The organism is Streptomyces sp. NPDC053367, assembly GCF_044545925.1.
GTDB lineage: Bacteria > Actinomycetota > Actinomycetes > Streptomycetales > Streptomycetaceae > Streptomyces.
In genome coordinates this window covers 828,297-841,554 of record NZ_JBITYN010000001.1, presented here as the reverse complement: position 1 = coordinate 841,554, position 13,258 = coordinate 828,297, and the positions used below count along the sequence as shown (strand labels likewise).

General features: G+C 72.5%; 15 protein-coding genes. 8 read left to right on the top strand and 7 right to left on the bottom strand.

Going from position 1 to position 13,258, the window contains the following annotated elements; translation table 11 throughout:
• The first annotated feature begins 65 nt into the window (after nt 1–65).
• From ACIGXJ_RS03905 to ACIGXJ_RS03885, 5 genes are all read left to right on the top strand, one after another.
• Nucleotides 66–221, top strand: coding sequence for a hypothetical protein (locus ACIGXJ_RS03905; RefSeq protein ID WP_399641281.1), 156 nt, complete (start codon nt 66–68; stop codon nt 219–221).
• Complete coding sequence (locus ACIGXJ_RS03900) at nt 218–586, top strand: DUF6415 family natural product biosynthesis protein (RefSeq protein WP_399641278.1); 369 nt, start codon at nt 218–220, stop codon at nt 584–586. Before ACIGXJ_RS03905 ends, ACIGXJ_RS03900 begins: the two co-directional genes overlap by 4 nt.
• Nucleotides 587–771: 185 nt before the next feature.
• A complete protein-coding gene (tgmA, locus tag ACIGXJ_RS03895) occupies nt 772–1,071 on the top strand; it encodes a putative ATP-grasp-modified RiPP (RefSeq protein WP_399641275.1) in 300 nt (99 codons plus the stop codon).
• On the top strand, nt 1,071–2,036 hold the full coding sequence (tgmB, locus tag ACIGXJ_RS03890) for an ATP-grasp ribosomal peptide maturase (protein ID WP_399641272.1): 966 nt from the start codon (nt 1,071–1,073) through the stop codon (nt 2,034–2,036). The genes tgmA and tgmB overlap by 1 nt, the downstream gene beginning before the upstream one ends.
• Nucleotides 2,033–3,196: a methyltransferase domain-containing protein gene (locus ACIGXJ_RS03885; RefSeq protein WP_399641269.1), complete on the top strand. Its 1,164-nt coding sequence runs from the start codon at nt 2,033–2,035 to the stop codon at nt 3,194–3,196. The genes tgmB and ACIGXJ_RS03885 overlap by 4 nt, the downstream gene beginning before the upstream one ends.
• A 74-nt stretch (nt 3,197–3,270) precedes the next feature.
• Here ACIGXJ_RS03885 and ACIGXJ_RS03880 read toward each other — a convergent pair whose 3' ends face one another.
• A complete protein-coding gene (locus ACIGXJ_RS03880) occupies nt 3,271–4,431 on the bottom strand; it encodes an alkaline phosphatase PhoX (protein WP_399641267.1) in 1,161 nt (386 codons plus the stop codon).
• A gap of 288 nt (nt 4,432–4,719) precedes the next feature.
• On the opposite strand from ACIGXJ_RS03880, the gene ACIGXJ_RS03875 reads away from it, so the two are divergent.
• Entirely contained in the window at nt 4,720–5,214 is a 495-nt protein-coding gene (locus tag ACIGXJ_RS03875) for an excalibur calcium-binding domain-containing protein (protein WP_399641264.1), read from the top strand.
• Between the two features lie 67 nt (nt 5,215–5,281).
• Here ACIGXJ_RS03875 and nirD read toward each other — a convergent pair whose 3' ends face one another.
• The 3 genes from nirD to ACIGXJ_RS03860 are packed head-to-tail and all read right to left on the bottom strand — an operon-like array spanning nt 5,282 to nt 9,432.
• The gene (nirD, locus tag ACIGXJ_RS03870) at nt 5,282–5,632 is read right to left on the bottom strand and encodes a nitrite reductase small subunit NirD (RefSeq protein WP_399641262.1); all 351 of its coding nucleotides are present in this window, start codon (nt 5,630–5,632) and stop codon (nt 5,282–5,284) included.
• Complete coding sequence (nirB, locus tag ACIGXJ_RS03865; protein ID WP_399641259.1) at nt 5,629–8,229, bottom strand: nitrite reductase large subunit NirB; 2,601 nt, start codon at nt 8,227–8,229, stop codon at nt 5,629–5,631. The genes nirD and nirB overlap by 4 nt, the downstream gene beginning before the upstream one ends.
• Nucleotides 8,230–9,432 (bottom strand): NAD(P)/FAD-dependent oxidoreductase, encoded by a 1,203-nt coding sequence (locus ACIGXJ_RS03860; protein ID WP_399641256.1) that lies wholly within the window; start codon nt 9,430–9,432, stop codon nt 8,230–8,232. It abuts the gene before it with no gap.
• Between the two features lie 180 nt (nt 9,433–9,612).
• Between ACIGXJ_RS03860 and ACIGXJ_RS03855 the strand changes: the two genes are divergently transcribed.
• Entirely contained in the window at nt 9,613–10,395 is a 783-nt protein-coding gene (locus ACIGXJ_RS03855; RefSeq protein WP_399641253.1) for a sulfite exporter TauE/SafE family protein, read from the top strand.
• A gap of 153 nt (nt 10,396–10,548) precedes the next feature.
• Here the strand turns inward: ACIGXJ_RS03855 and ACIGXJ_RS03850 are convergent, their stop codons facing one another.
• On the bottom strand, nt 10,549–11,454 hold the full coding sequence (locus tag ACIGXJ_RS03850) for an NAD(P)-dependent oxidoreductase (RefSeq protein ID WP_399641250.1): 906 nt from the start codon (nt 11,452–11,454) through the stop codon (nt 10,549–10,551).
• A 108-nt stretch (nt 11,455–11,562) separates the two neighbouring features.
• Here ACIGXJ_RS03850 and ACIGXJ_RS03845 point away from each other — a divergent pair, with 108 nt between their 5' ends.
• Entirely contained in the window at nt 11,563–11,958 is a 396-nt protein-coding gene (locus tag ACIGXJ_RS03845) for a winged helix-turn-helix transcriptional regulator (RefSeq protein WP_399641248.1), read from the top strand.
• On the opposite strand, the gene ACIGXJ_RS03840 is transcribed toward ACIGXJ_RS03845, so the two are convergent.
• Nucleotides 11,893–12,540 (bottom strand): class F sortase, encoded by a 648-nt coding sequence (locus ACIGXJ_RS03840; protein WP_399641246.1) that lies wholly within the window; start codon nt 12,538–12,540, stop codon nt 11,893–11,895. The two genes, ACIGXJ_RS03845 and ACIGXJ_RS03840, sit on opposite strands and share 66 nt — an antisense overlap.
• Nucleotides 12,541–12,648: 108 nt before the next feature.
• Nucleotides 12,649–13,161 (bottom strand): hypothetical protein, encoded by a 513-nt coding sequence (locus ACIGXJ_RS03835; protein WP_399641243.1) that lies wholly within the window; start codon nt 13,159–13,161, stop codon nt 12,649–12,651.
• Between the last annotated feature and the right edge of the window lie 97 nt (nt 13,162–13,258).

The following is a 13,258-nucleotide window of genomic DNA, read 5'->3' as shown; positions in this document are numbered from 1 at the left end:
AGAGAGGGAGCGTCGACATGAGGAAAGTTACCGCCTCGACCGGGCAGCGCACACCGTCGTCCGGGATGACCCTCCGCGTATACACCGTGGACCGCCACGGCACCGTCACCAGCGACCGCGGCACCATCGTGGTGCCGCCGACCGTCCCTCTTCCGCCGGGCGACGTGATGCCTCGCTGCGCGTGCCAGCACTGCCGGGCCGGAGAGCAGGTGAGCCGGTGAACGCCGTCATGGACACGAGCGGTGCAACCGCCCTCGTGGACCTCGAGGCGATGCGAGAGACCATCGGCATCGTCCTCTGCCTTGCCGAGGCCCCTCACGCGCTCCTCGACGACGCGGAGGAGCTGGATACGCTCACAGCGATGCTGAGCGGGCACCTGGAGATGCTCATCCCTGAGGTCGAACGCCTGGTCAGGAGCCTGCCCATGGGCAGCGTGCAGCGGTACTGCGGCCTTGCCTGCCTGGGCGATGCCCGGCAGCGGCTGCGGAGCGTGCCGAGCCACCACTACGGCGGCCCGCCCGGGCATGCCCGGCGCCTGGCCCGTGCGCTGCATGCGCTCTGCGAGCACTACACCGACTCCGTCTAGGCGTGCAGCGGCGAAGCCCATCACCAGCCTGCTCCTGTACGTCGCGGCCGTCACGACCCCTGTCCTCGCCGTGGTGCCGGCGCGGACGTCTGCCTGACGCACCCCCATGGCGACCGCAGGGTCAGGGTCGCAACCATCAGACGCCTCCCCGGCGGGGGCTCACCACCTTTCAGGAAGGACCACTCGTGACGACTGTCGCGCACCCGCGGGAGGCATTCCCGCTCACGCCCGAAGGCGGGCGCATCCTCCACAGCACCGAGGCGCCGGGCCCTGCGGCCACACGCCCGTATGTTCTCCGCTTCGCCCGCATCCCGGACTCTGCCGGCGCCCTGCGGGTGCCGGCCCACGTCTACGACCACGGTCGGCAGGTCAACCTCGCCGACGACGGTGGCCTGTTGACCTGCATGGGGAACACGCACAAGCCGACGGTGCCGGACGGCTCGACGAAGAACCCTCCACCACTGGACGAGGGGCCGAAGGACTGATGAGCGCGCCCGTACTGATCATCGCCGCGGCAGACGACTGGCCCACGGACCGGGTCGTGGTGGAGCTGGAGGAGCGGGGAGCCGAGGTGTTCCGCATGGACACCGCCGACTTCCCGCAGCGCCTCAGCCTGGCCGCTCGCATCGACCTGGGGCGGGCGTGGGCGGGCGACCTCGCCACCGAGTACCGGACCGTGGATCTGTGCCGGGTGGGCGGGGCCTACTACCGCGCCCCCGGTGCCTTCCGGTTCCCCGAAGGGATGTCCGGGCCGGAGGCCAGGTTTGCCGCCGCCCAGGCGCGGGCGGGCCTGGGCGGTGTCCTGTCCGCTGTGAGGTGCCGTTGGGTGAACCACCCGACCGCGATGGCGCGTGCGGAGTTCAAGCCCGTGCAACTCGCGGCAGCGCGCGCATCCGGCCTGCATATCCCGGCCACGTTGGTCACCAACCGGCCCGAGGACGTACAGGATTTCGTCCGGGACCATGCCGACGTCGTGTGCAAGCCCGTGGCCTCGCCCGTCCTCATCGAGGACGGTCGGCTCAAGTCCGTGTACACGCGGCGGCTGACCGCCGACGACCTGCGGGATCTGCGAGGCGTCGACACCACCGCCCCCCTCTTCCAGGCCTGGGTTCCCAAGGATCACGAGGTCCGGCTTACTGTCGTCGGCCGGCGTATGTTCGCCGCCGCGATCCATGCCGGAAGCGGTGCCGCGTACGAAGACTGGCGCAGCGACTACCGCGCGCTGACGTACACGACGGTGGAGGTCCCCGCCGAGGTGCGCGCCGGAATGCTCCACCTGATGACCCGCCTTCGCCTCACCTACGGCGCCGCGGACTTCGTGGTTGCCCCGTCGGGGCGGTGGTGGTTCCTCGAGGTGAACCCGTGCGGGCAATGGGACTGGATCCAGGGCGAGACCGGCCTGCCCATCGCCGAAGCCATCGCCGACGGGCTGCAGGGAGTCACTGCATGACCGACAACGCCTGCCCTCTGATGACGGCGCTCGCCGACGAACTCGTGAAGGCCGAGGCGATCCGGACCCCGCCATGGCGCGAGGCGTTCGCCACCGTCCCGCGCCACGTCTTCGTCCCCGAGTGGTTCGAGCAGGAGACGGACGACCGCGGTATCGCCGTGTGGCGGCAACGGACCGCCGAGCAGGACCTGGCCGCCGTCTATCGTGACGTCACCCTCGTCACGGCACTGGATCCGGCCACCGCCGAACGGGTCGACGAGACAGCATGGACAGGCATTCCCACGTCGTCCGGCACGCTGCCGAGCCTCATGGCCGGGATGCTGGAATCCCTGACGGTGCAGGACGGCCACAGGGTCCTGGAGATCGGCACGGGCACCGGCTACAACGCTGCTCTGCTCTGCGCGCGACTGGGCGACGCCGACGTGTCCTCGGTCGACGTCGACGCGGCGCTCGTCGATGCGGCCCGGGCACGACTGGCCAACCTCGGCTACGAGCCTCACCTGCTGGCCTGCGACGGCACCCAGGGGTATCCCGGGCAGCAGGCGTCCTTCGACCGGATCATCGCGACCTGCTCGGTGCCTCACGTGCCCACCGCGTGGCTCGAACAGCTCGGGCCCGGCGGCATCCTCCTCACGGACGTGTCGCTCGGGATCGAAGGCGGCCTGGTACGGCTCTCCGCGCGGGGTGACGGTCGGGCGCGTGGGTTCTTCACCACCGTCTCGGGCCGCTTCATGCCGGCGCGGGCCGATGCGCAGGGGTACCCGGCGCAGGAGTGCCAGGAACGCGCGCCGACGACCGGGAGCCGGTCAACGGTGCTCACCGCGGCTGCGATCCGAGCGCATTACCCGCTGCGCCTGGCCCTGGCGTTCCACCTGCCCCGCGTCGAGCTGGTGTACTACGCCGACGAGGCCGGTACGGCGCTTCAGCTCCAGCGGGGCGACGGCTCGTGGGCACGTGTTCCGCTCGCTGGGGACGACACGGGCGTCGTGACGTACGGCGGCGGCGACGACGAGCTCTGGAAGCAGGCGGAGGCGGCCTGGGAGTGGTGGAACTCCGCAGGCCGCCCCGATCAGGACCGGTTCGGCTACGCCCGGGAGTCCGACGGCGGTGCGTACGTGTGGCACATCCCGGACGGTGCCGCCTGGCGCCTCCCCGTGTGACGTGCCGCACCCGGCGGGCTCGTGGACGCCCGGCCCCCGGGAAACGGGGACCGGGCGTGGCCGGGAGGGTGGGGTTACGAGCGGAACGGCCCCGTCACCTCGTACGTGATGCCCCCCGAGGAGGAGCCGGTCGTGCCTCGCTGGCTGGAGAAGTAGAGGCGGCGGCCGTCGGGGGAGAAGGCGGGGCCGGTGATCTCGGAGGAGGACTGGCCGTCGATGCGGAGGAAGGCGGAGATCACGTCGTCGGGGGTGATGAGGCAGATCTCCATGTTGCCGCCGTCCTCGGCGACGTAGAGGTCGCCGGAGGAGGAGCCGGTGATGTTGTCGACGCCGGTCAGGGGGGCCGTGCCGCCGGTGACGAGGGAGTCGTCGTAGGCCAGCTCGTAGGTGTTGTTCAGGAGGTTGAGCTGCCAGACGCGGTTGTCGCCCTTGGTGGTGAACCACACCGTGTCGTCGGCGTAGTGGCAGCCCTCGCCGCCGGTGAAGGACTTCGACCCCGGGACCTGGGTGCGGGTGGTGGTGGGGGAGCCGTCCGGGTCGGGTACGTTCGCCCAGCTGAAGGAGCCGGAGGTGCCGGAGCCGGCGACCATGACCTGGAGGGTGCCGGAGGAGAGGTTGCCCCAGGTGTTCGGGACGAAGCGGTAGAAGCGGCCGTCCGTCTCGTCCTCGGTCAGGTAGATCACCCGCCGCACCGGGTCGGCCGCCGCCGCCTCGTGCTTGAAGCGGCCCATCGCCGGCCGCTGCACCGCCGCGTTCACACCGAACGGGTCCGTCTCGTAGACGTAGCCGAGGGACACCTCCTCGCAGGACAGCCAGGTGTTCCACGGGGTCTTGCCGCCCGCGCAGTTCTGCCGGGTGTTGGACAGGATGCGATACGCCCCTGTGATCTGTCCGGTCGAGGAGAATCTGACCGCGCTCGCGCCGCCACCGGGGTTGATCTCCGAGTTGGAGACGTAGATCCAGCCCGAGCCGTCGGCGTAGCAGGCTCCGCCGTCGGGGGCGTTGTGCCAGGTGTAGGAGGTACCGGAGACCGTCTGGCCGGACCGGGCGATGACCCGGCTGGTGAAGCCGCTGGGGAGCCGGATGCCGTTGGCGTCCGGGGAACCGAGGGGCCCGTAGGGGCCGGTGCCGGGCTGGGCCGGGGCCGCGTACGCGGCGCCACGCCACAGGGTCCCGCCGAAGGCGACGGAGGACCCGCCGAGGATGGCCGCACGCAGGACAGTACGACGTTCCACGCTCACTCCAAGAGGGTGCCGTGACCGCCCGCCGCCGGGCAGACGACGGGGCCGTGCGCTGATGGACCCGAGGGTCTGTCTGACAATTCCCGCCCGCCCTTCGCGCGGACGACGGGAAGCGTCAGGCAGACCCTAGGAGAGCGCGGTTGACGGTTCATGGACAAGCAGTGACGCTCCGCCGTACGGCCGGATCCCTCACGGTCGGTCACAGAAGCATTACACGTCCTTCACAAGCGGGGGCGCGGCCGTACGGTCGTCGCCTGACACGAGACCCGTGGGGGGCCCGCCATGACCAACCCGTACTCCACTCCACCGCTGCCCCGCTGGGCCCGCAAGCGCTATGTCCTGGTCGCCCTCGGGCTCGCCCTCCTGCTCGGCGCCGGCATCGGTGCGGGCGGGGAGGGCGCAGAGGGCGGCGACGGCGACACAGCGGCCGACGCCAAGCCCCTGGCGGCCTCGGCCGCGCCCACGGCCACCGTCACCGCGACCGCCACGGTCACCGCGACCCCGGCCGCCGCCGAGCCCGAGCCGGCCGTCACCGTCACGCGGACGGTGCGGGTCAAGGAGACCGTACGGGTCACGCGGACCGTCACCGCCGAGCCCGTCGAGGACTACGGCAGCGAGGACTACGGCAGCGATGACTCCGGCGGCTCCGGCGCCGGCTCCGTCTACTACGACAACTGCGACGCGGCCCGCGCTGCCGGTGCCGCACCCGTCCACGCGGGTGACCCCGGCTACGGCCGCCACCTGGACCGCGACGGCGACGGGGTGGGCTGCGAGTGAGACGCCGCGAGGCGCGCACCCGGTCGGCGTCGGGTGCGCGCCTCGCGGCGCGTGAAGGGCGGGGCGGTCAGTACGTACGCACCTCGTACGTCGTCACCCGCACCGAGTCGTCGTCCAGGCAGACGCCCGTCTCCAGGTCGAAGCGCTGCTTCAGCAGCGGCGAGGCGACGTAGATGCGGCCCTGGTGGGTGCCGGTCAGGCCGCGGGAGAGGACGGCCGCGCCGTTGAAGGGGTCGCGGTTGTCGATGGCGTAGACGCGGCCCGCCCGGTCGCGGAAGAGGGCGACCTGGTTGCCGTCGGGCAGCAGCGCGGCCACGCCCCGGCCCGGCAGCAGCCGGCTCAGGTCGCAGACGGTCAGCCAGTCGCCGCCGAGCTGGATCTGGACCTTCAGGTCGGTCGTCTCGGGTGCCAGGGTCATCGCTGGGTGCTTCCTTCCAGGGGACGGTGGCCGATGGTCAGCAGCGGCAGGTCCGGCTTGATCTGGTCGCGCTCGGGCACGAAGCCGACGACCGGGTCGGGGGTGTCGGGCGCGTTCACGAAGGACACGAACCGGGCGAGCTTCTCCGGGTCCTTGATGGTCTCGGCCCACTCGTCGCGGTAGTTGGCGACGTGGTCGGCCATCAGCGACTCCAGCTCCTCGCAGATGCCGAGGGAGTCCTCCACGACCACGTCACGGACGTGGTCCAGGCCGCCGGGGATGCGGTCCAGCCAGGTGGAGGTGCGTTCCAGCCGGTCCGCGGTGCGGATGTAGAACATCAGGAACCGGTCGATCAGGCGGATCAGTTCCTCGTCGGTGAGGTCCTGCGCGAGCAGGTCCGCGTGGCGCGGGGTCGCGCCGCCGTTGCCGCCGACGTAGAGGTTCCAGCCGTTGGAGGTGGCGATGATGCCGAAGTCCTTCGACTGGGCCTCCGCGCACTCGCGGGCGCAGCCCGACACGGCCGACTTCAGCTTGTGCGGGGAGCGCAGGCCCCGGTAGCGCAGCTCCAGGTCGATCGCCATGCGCACCGAGTCCTGCTGGCCGTAGCGGCACCAGGTCTCGCCGACGCAGGACTTCACCGTGCGCAGCGCCTTGCCGTACGCGTGGCCGGACTCGAAGCCGGCGTCGACCAGCCGGGTCCAGATCAGCGGCAGCTGCTCGACGCGGGCGCCGAACATGTCGATGCGCTGACCGCCGGTGATCTTGGTGTAGAGGCCGAAGTCCCGCGCGATCTCGCCGATCACGATGAGCTTCTCCGGGGTGATCTCACCGCCGGCGATACGAGGGACGACGGAGTACGAGCCGTTCTTCTGGAGGTTGGCCAGGAAGTGGTCGTTGCTGTCCTGCAGCGCGGCCTGCTCGCCGTCCAGGACATAGCCGCTCGCGCCGATCGTCGGGGCGAGGGAGGCGATGATCGAGCCGACCGCGGGCTTGCAGATCTCGCAGCCGTCGCCGCCCCGGGCCTCCTCACGGCCGTAGCGGTCCAGCAGCTCCTGGTAGGAGTTGATGCGCAGCGCGAGGACGATCTCGTACAGCTCCTCGCGGGTCTGCGAGAAGTCGCCGCACAGGCCCTTGTCGACCTCGACGCCGCTGGCCTCCAGCTCGGCGTCCACGAGCTGGCCGAGGACCTTGACGCAACTGCCGCAGCCCGTGCCGGCCTTGGTGCACTTCTTCACCTCGGGCACGGACGTGCACCTGTGGTCGGTGACCGCGCCGCGGATCTGGCCCTTGGTGACGTTGTGGCAGGAGCAGATGATCGCCTCGTCCGGCAGCGCCGTCGGGCCGAGCTGGGCCGGGGCGCCCGCGCCGGCCGGGAGCACCAGGTTCTCCGGCGCGATCGGCGGGACCGTCCCGGTCAGCGCGCGCAGCGTGCCGTACGCCTCCGCGTCGCCGACCAGGATGCCGCCGAGCAGCGTGCCGTCACCGGCGATGACCAGCTTCTTGTACAGGCCCGAGCGGGAGTCGGAGTAGACGACGTCGAGGGAGTCCTCGGCGGTGCCGTGCGCGTCACCGAAGGACGCCACGTCCACGCCGAGCAGCTTCAGCTTGGTCGACAGGTCGGCGCCGGTGAAGGACGCCTCGTCGGCGGCGATCGTCGCTGCCGCGGTCTTCGCCTGCTCGTAGCCGGGGGCGACCAGGCCGTACACGCGGCCGTCGGCGGCCAGCGCGCACTCGCCGATCGCGAACACGCTCGGGTCGGTGACCGTACGGCACTGCTCGTCGACCGAGATGCCGCCGCGCTCGCCGACCGTCAGGCCGCACTCGCGGGCGAGCTGGTCGCGGGGGCGGACGCCGGCGCTGAACACCACCAGGTCGACGGAGAGCTCGGAGCCGTCGGACAGCTTCATGCCGGTGACGGCACCGGCCTCGTCGACCACGATCTCCTGCGTGCCCACCCCGGTGTGCACGGTCAGGCCCATGCCCTCGATGGTGCGCAGCAGCGCCGCGCCACCGCCCTCGTCGACCTGCACCGGCATCAGCCGGGGCGCGAACTCCACGATGTGGCTGTCCAGTCCGAGGCCCTTGAGCGCGCCCGCGGCCTCCAGACCCAGCAGTCCGCCGCCGACGACCGCGCCGGTCGTCCGGGTCCTGGCGTACTCCTCGATGGCGAGGAGGTCCTCGATCGTGCGGTACACGAAGCAGCCGGCGGCGTCCTTGTTCGGCACCGGCGGCACGAACGGATAGGAGCCGGTGGCCAGCACCAGGTAGTCGTACTCGACGACCAGGCCCGACCGGGCGGTGACCTTCTTGGCCTCACGGTCGATCGTCTCCGCCGGGTCGCCCAGGTGCAGCTCGATGCCGTTGTCCTTGATGAACTCCATGTCCGTCATGGACAGTTCCTCGGGCGAGGTGCCCGAGAAGTACGACGTGAGGTGCACGCGGTCGTACGCGGGGCGCGGCTCCTCGCACAGCACCACCACGCGGTGGTTCGCGGTCAGGCCGCGCTCGGCGAGCGACTCCAGGAAGCGCTGGCCGACCATGCCGTGGCCGACGAGCACGATCGTGGGGGTGGGGGTGGCCCCAGGGGTGGCGGACATTCAGGAGCCTCCATCGTTGGTGAGCAGGTGGAGCAGCGGGCCGTCGTCGGGGAGCGGCTCTGCTCCCTCCCAGGCGCGCGCCAGCGCGCCCACGGTGCCCAGTTCGCCGACGAGAACCCCGCCGACCAGGCGGTCGTCGCGGACGACGACCTTGCGGTAGGTGCCGCGGGTGGCGTCGGCGAGCTGCACGACGTCGTCACCGGGCCGGGGCACGGTCTCGCCGAACGCGGCGAGGTCCAGGCCGGTGAGGGTGAGCCGGGTCAGCGCGCGGGTGCCGCGGTAGCGGGCGGCCGACCGGCCGGCGAGCAACTCGGCCAGCACATCGGCCTGTTCCAGCGCGGGGGCGGCGAGCCCGTAGACCTCGCCGTCGTGCTGGGCGCAGTCGCCGATCGCGTGGACGTACGGGTCGGAAGTGCGCAGCTCGTCGTCGACGAGGACGCCCTTGTGCACGGACAGCCCGGCGTCCTTGGCGAGGCCCACCCGGGGGTGGACGCCGCAGGCCAGGACGACGAGGTCGGCGTCGAGGGCGTATCCGTCGGCCATCTCCACCGAGCGGACCGCGCCGCCGACGCAGCGCACGTCGCGCACCCGGCACTCGGTGTGCACCTCCACGCCGAGCTCGGTCAGGTGGCGGTGCACCAGCCGGGAGGCGGCCGGGTCGAGCTGGCGCTCCATGAGCCGCTCGGACTGCTGGGCGAGCATCACCTGCGCGCCGCGCAGGGCGAGCGCGCGGGCGGCCGACACACCGAGCAGCCCGCCGCCGATCACGACGGCCCTGGTGCCGGGCCGTACCGCCTTGGACAGGCCCAGGCAGTCGTCCATGGTCCGGAACGCGTGCACGCCCTCGGGCAGTTCGTGGTCCGGGGTGAACAGGCCCCGCAGCGGCGGCAGCACCGGGTTGGAACCGGTCGCCAGCACCAGCGTGTCGTATGCGATCTCCGAGCCGTCCGCGCACGCCAGCGTCCGCGCGGCCCGGTCGATGCCGGTCACCCGGGCCCGCACCAGGTCCGCCGGGGCGGGCAGGGCGATCACATCGGGGCTGTACCGTCCGGCCAGCACCTCGGCGAGCAGCACCCGGTTGTAGGGCCGGTGCTCCTCCTCGCCGACGAGCGTCACGGGCGTGCCCAGCTCACCGAGCCGCCGGGCGAGCCGTACGCCCGCGAGGCCGGCGCCGATCACCACCACACGCGAATTCGAGGTCATGGCATCGAGCGTGCGGTGCGGGTGTTACCCGACCGCATCACGTCTGTTTCCCGGGAGGAACGCTGCCCTCAGCGAAGGAGCACCCCTTGTGTGAGGGAAGCCCCCGGAACCTCAGGGGACCCTCAGAACACACCGAACCGCGTGGACAGCACACGTATCCCGTCCCGTAGGGTCCTGACCGTGCCCGACATATCGCTCGCCATGATCGCCCTGCTCTGCCTCGCCGCCCTCGCGGCCGGCTGGATCGACGCCGTGGTGGGCGGGGGCGGGCTGCTGCTCCTGCCCGCGCTGCTGCTGGGGCTGCCGTCCTCCACCCCGGCCGCGTACGCGCTGGGCACCAACAAGGCGGTGGCGATCGTCGGCACCACGGGCGCCGCGGTGACCTACGCCCGCAGGGCGCCCGTCGACGTGCGCACGGCCGTGCGGATCGGGCTCGCGGCGCTCGCCGGGTCCTCGGCGGGCGCGTTCTTCGCGGCCGGGATGAGCACCGAGGTGCTCAAGCCGGTGATCATGGTGGTGCTGCTGGGCGTCGCCGCCTTCGTGATCCTGCGGCCCGCCTTCGGCACCGCGCCGGCCCCCGGTCCGGTCACCCCCCGCCGCATCCTCGCCGCGATCGGCCTGGCCGGCCTCGGCATCGGCTTCTACGACGGCCTGATCGGCCCCGGCACCGGCACCTTCCTCGTCCTGGCGCTGACCGCCGTACTCCATCTCGACCTGGTGACCGCCTCCGCCACCGCGAAGATCGTCAACTGCTGCACCAACGCCGGCGCCCTCGCGATGTTCGCCTGGCAGGGCACGGTGCTGTGGCAGCTCGCCGCCCTCATGGCCGTGTTCAACCTCGCGGGCGGCACGCTGGGCGCGCACACCGCCCTGAAGAAGGGCAGCGGGTTCGTGCGGATCGTGCTGCTGACGGTGGTCTTCACGCTGGTGGCGAAGCTGGGATGGGAGCAGTGGGGGGCTTAGGGGACTTACGGGACTTACGGGACTTAGGGGACTTGAGAGGGCTCAGGGGGGCTTCAGGGGGTGCCCCGCCCGGGCCGTGGCGCCTCCGGGCCGGCGGGCGTCGCGCCTCGCCCGCCGGGGCCGCCCTCGGGGGAGCCGTGCCCCGCCCGGCCGTCAGTTCGTGCCCGGGGCCTTCAGGAGCAGGTCGACCATGCCCGTGGTGTCCTCGTCGCCGCGGCCCGCCGCGACCAGCCGGTCCATCAGCACCATGTACGGCGTGAGCAGCTCGGCGCTGACGCCCTGCTCCTCGGCGGTGCGCAGCAGGGTGCCGTTGCCGGTGGCCTGCATCGCCGCGTTGGAGACGACGTTGCGGTGGAAGTCGCCGCTCTCCAGCTGGTCGGCCGCGTTGTGCACCAGGCCGGCCATCGCCTTCAGCCAGCCCTCCAGCAGCGGGGCGAAGTCCTTGGGCGCGATGTCCTCGTGGCGCACCAGCGCGAAGGCGTGGAAGACCCCGGCGAACATGCCGCTCATCGCGCTGAGCAGCGCCACGTCGTGCAGGGCGGCGAAGCCCGGGTCCGTGCCCACGTACGTCGTGCCGGCCGGGACGGCGAGGGTGTCGCGGTGTTCCTCGAACAGGGCGGAGGAGCCGCTGTAGAAGACGTACGCCCCGCTGTCCGGGCTGCCGATCATCGGCGGTACGGCCATGATGCCGCCGTCCAGGAAGCGGGCGCCGCATGCCTCGGCCCAGGCGGCGCGGGTCCGGCCCTCGGCGGGGGTGCCGGTGGTGAGGTCGACGATGTCCCGGCCGGTGAGGTCGGCCGTCTCCAGGGCCGAGCCGACCGAGGCGTCGTCCAGCAGGCAGACGATCACCAGCCGGTTCGCGGCCACCGCCTCGGCCGCGCTCCTGGCGACGGCCGCGCCCTCGGCGGCGAGCGCCTCGGCGCGGGCGGGAGTGCGGTTCCAGACGGTGACGGGATGCCCGGCGGCGAGCCAGGCGCGGACCAGGGCGCTGCCCATGGCGCCGGCGCCGAGGACGGTGAGGGGCGTGCGGGACCTGGGGGAAGAGGCGTTGTCAGTCATGCCGGTTAGCCTCGTAGCGGGTGGACCACTTGCTCAAGTACGCACTTACGAGTGGGTGGTTACCGCTGCGAAAGCATCCAGGCGGAAAGCAGGGCGGGGGGACGGGGCATGACGATCGGACGGCGGCCGGGTTCGTACATCTGCGGGACGGACGCGGCGATGGACGTGATCGGCGGCAAGTGGAAGGTGCTGATCCTGTGGGCGCTGCATGTGCGCCCGCACCGCTTCGGCGAGCTGCGCCGCGAGCTGCCGGGCGTGACGGAGAAGGTGCTCGCGGCACAGCTGCGCGAGCTGGAGGCGGACGGCATCGTGCACCGCGAGGAGTACGACGAGGTGCCGCCGCGCGTGGAGTACTCGCTGACCCGGCGCGGCGAGAGCCTCAACACGGCGCTGGAGCCGCTCGCGGAGTGGGGTAAGGCGAACCTCCTGGGCGGCGCGTCAGCGCACGCTGCCGGTCAGCCGGGCGAAGACGACCACGTTGCCCTGATACCCGGTCGCGCGTGAGTACCCGCCGCCGCAGGTGATGACCCGCAGCTCGGGCCGGGGTGCGGCCCCGTAGACCCGGCGGTCGGGGAAGTCCCGCGCCTGGTGCACCTCGACGGCGTAGACGGTGAAGCGGGCGGTGCTGCCGTCGCGCCGCTCCACGTCGATGCGGCTGCCCTTCCTCAGCGCGCCGAGGGCGTAGAACACGGCGGGGCCGTCGGCGTTGTCGACATGCCCGGCGACGATCGCCGTGCCCGTCTCCCCGGGGGTGGTCCCGGCCTCGTACCAGCCGGCGAGGTTCTTCTTCTCGGCCGGCGGCACGTCGAGGCTGCCGGAGGGAGTGAGGCCGAGGCCCGTCAGGGGCGCGTCCACGCGGATGGCCGGGATGCGGATGCGGTCGGGCGGGGAGGGCGGCAGGGCGGGGGCGGACCCGGGGGCCCCGCTGTCCTGCGCGGTCCCGCCGTCCTGCGCGGACCCGGCGGCCTCGGCGGCCGAGGGCTGCGGAGGAGCGTGCCGTGCGGTGCCGCTGTGCAGCAGCCAGGCTCCCGTGCACAGGGCGGTGGCGGTGACGGCCACCATGACGGTGTTGCCGTATCTGCGCACCTGGACCTCCCTTCGGTCCCCGTGCCCCCCTCCGGGCCGCGAGGGGCGGTCGGACCCGGAGGGGGAGGGGACATGCGGTACCGGCGGACGGACAGCGGAGGGTGCCCGTCAGATCCCGTCGCCTCTCGCCCGGCGATGCAGGAGCCAGGTACCGCCCGCGGCGGCGACGGCCAGAGCCGCCACGCCCGCCGCGGTCTGCACGGGGTCGGGGCCCAGAGCGCCGCCGACCCCCGTCTTGACACTGCCGCGCGGCTGCACGGCGGTGAGTGTCACCACGAGGTCGCCGCGCACCTCCCGGCCGCCGCGGACACACGCCGCGACGATCTCGTACGTCCCCGGCTGGGCGCTCGGCGGCACCTCGAACCGGCCGGTCACCTCGCCGTCCCGGCTGCCGGGCGCCAGGGTGAAATGCCCGGCCCCGACCGCGCTGGCGTCGCCGTCCGCCGTGGCGTCGGCGCCGCAGGCCCTGGTGCCGACGGTGACGGAGCCGCCGGGGACCGCGGACGACGGGCGCACCTCCAGGCCGGCGGAGCCGGCGGCGTGCACGCTCGCGGTGAGCGGTCCGCTGACGGCGGCTGCGGCGAGTGCGGCGCCGGTCATCAGCCGGGCGGTACGTCGCATCGGTCGCTCCTTCACGAGCTCTTCGGTGGCCCCTGCACTTCCTTGTCCTTCCGAGGTAAAAGGCAGGGCGCCGCGCCCGCTCTCTGAGGGAGCGTCA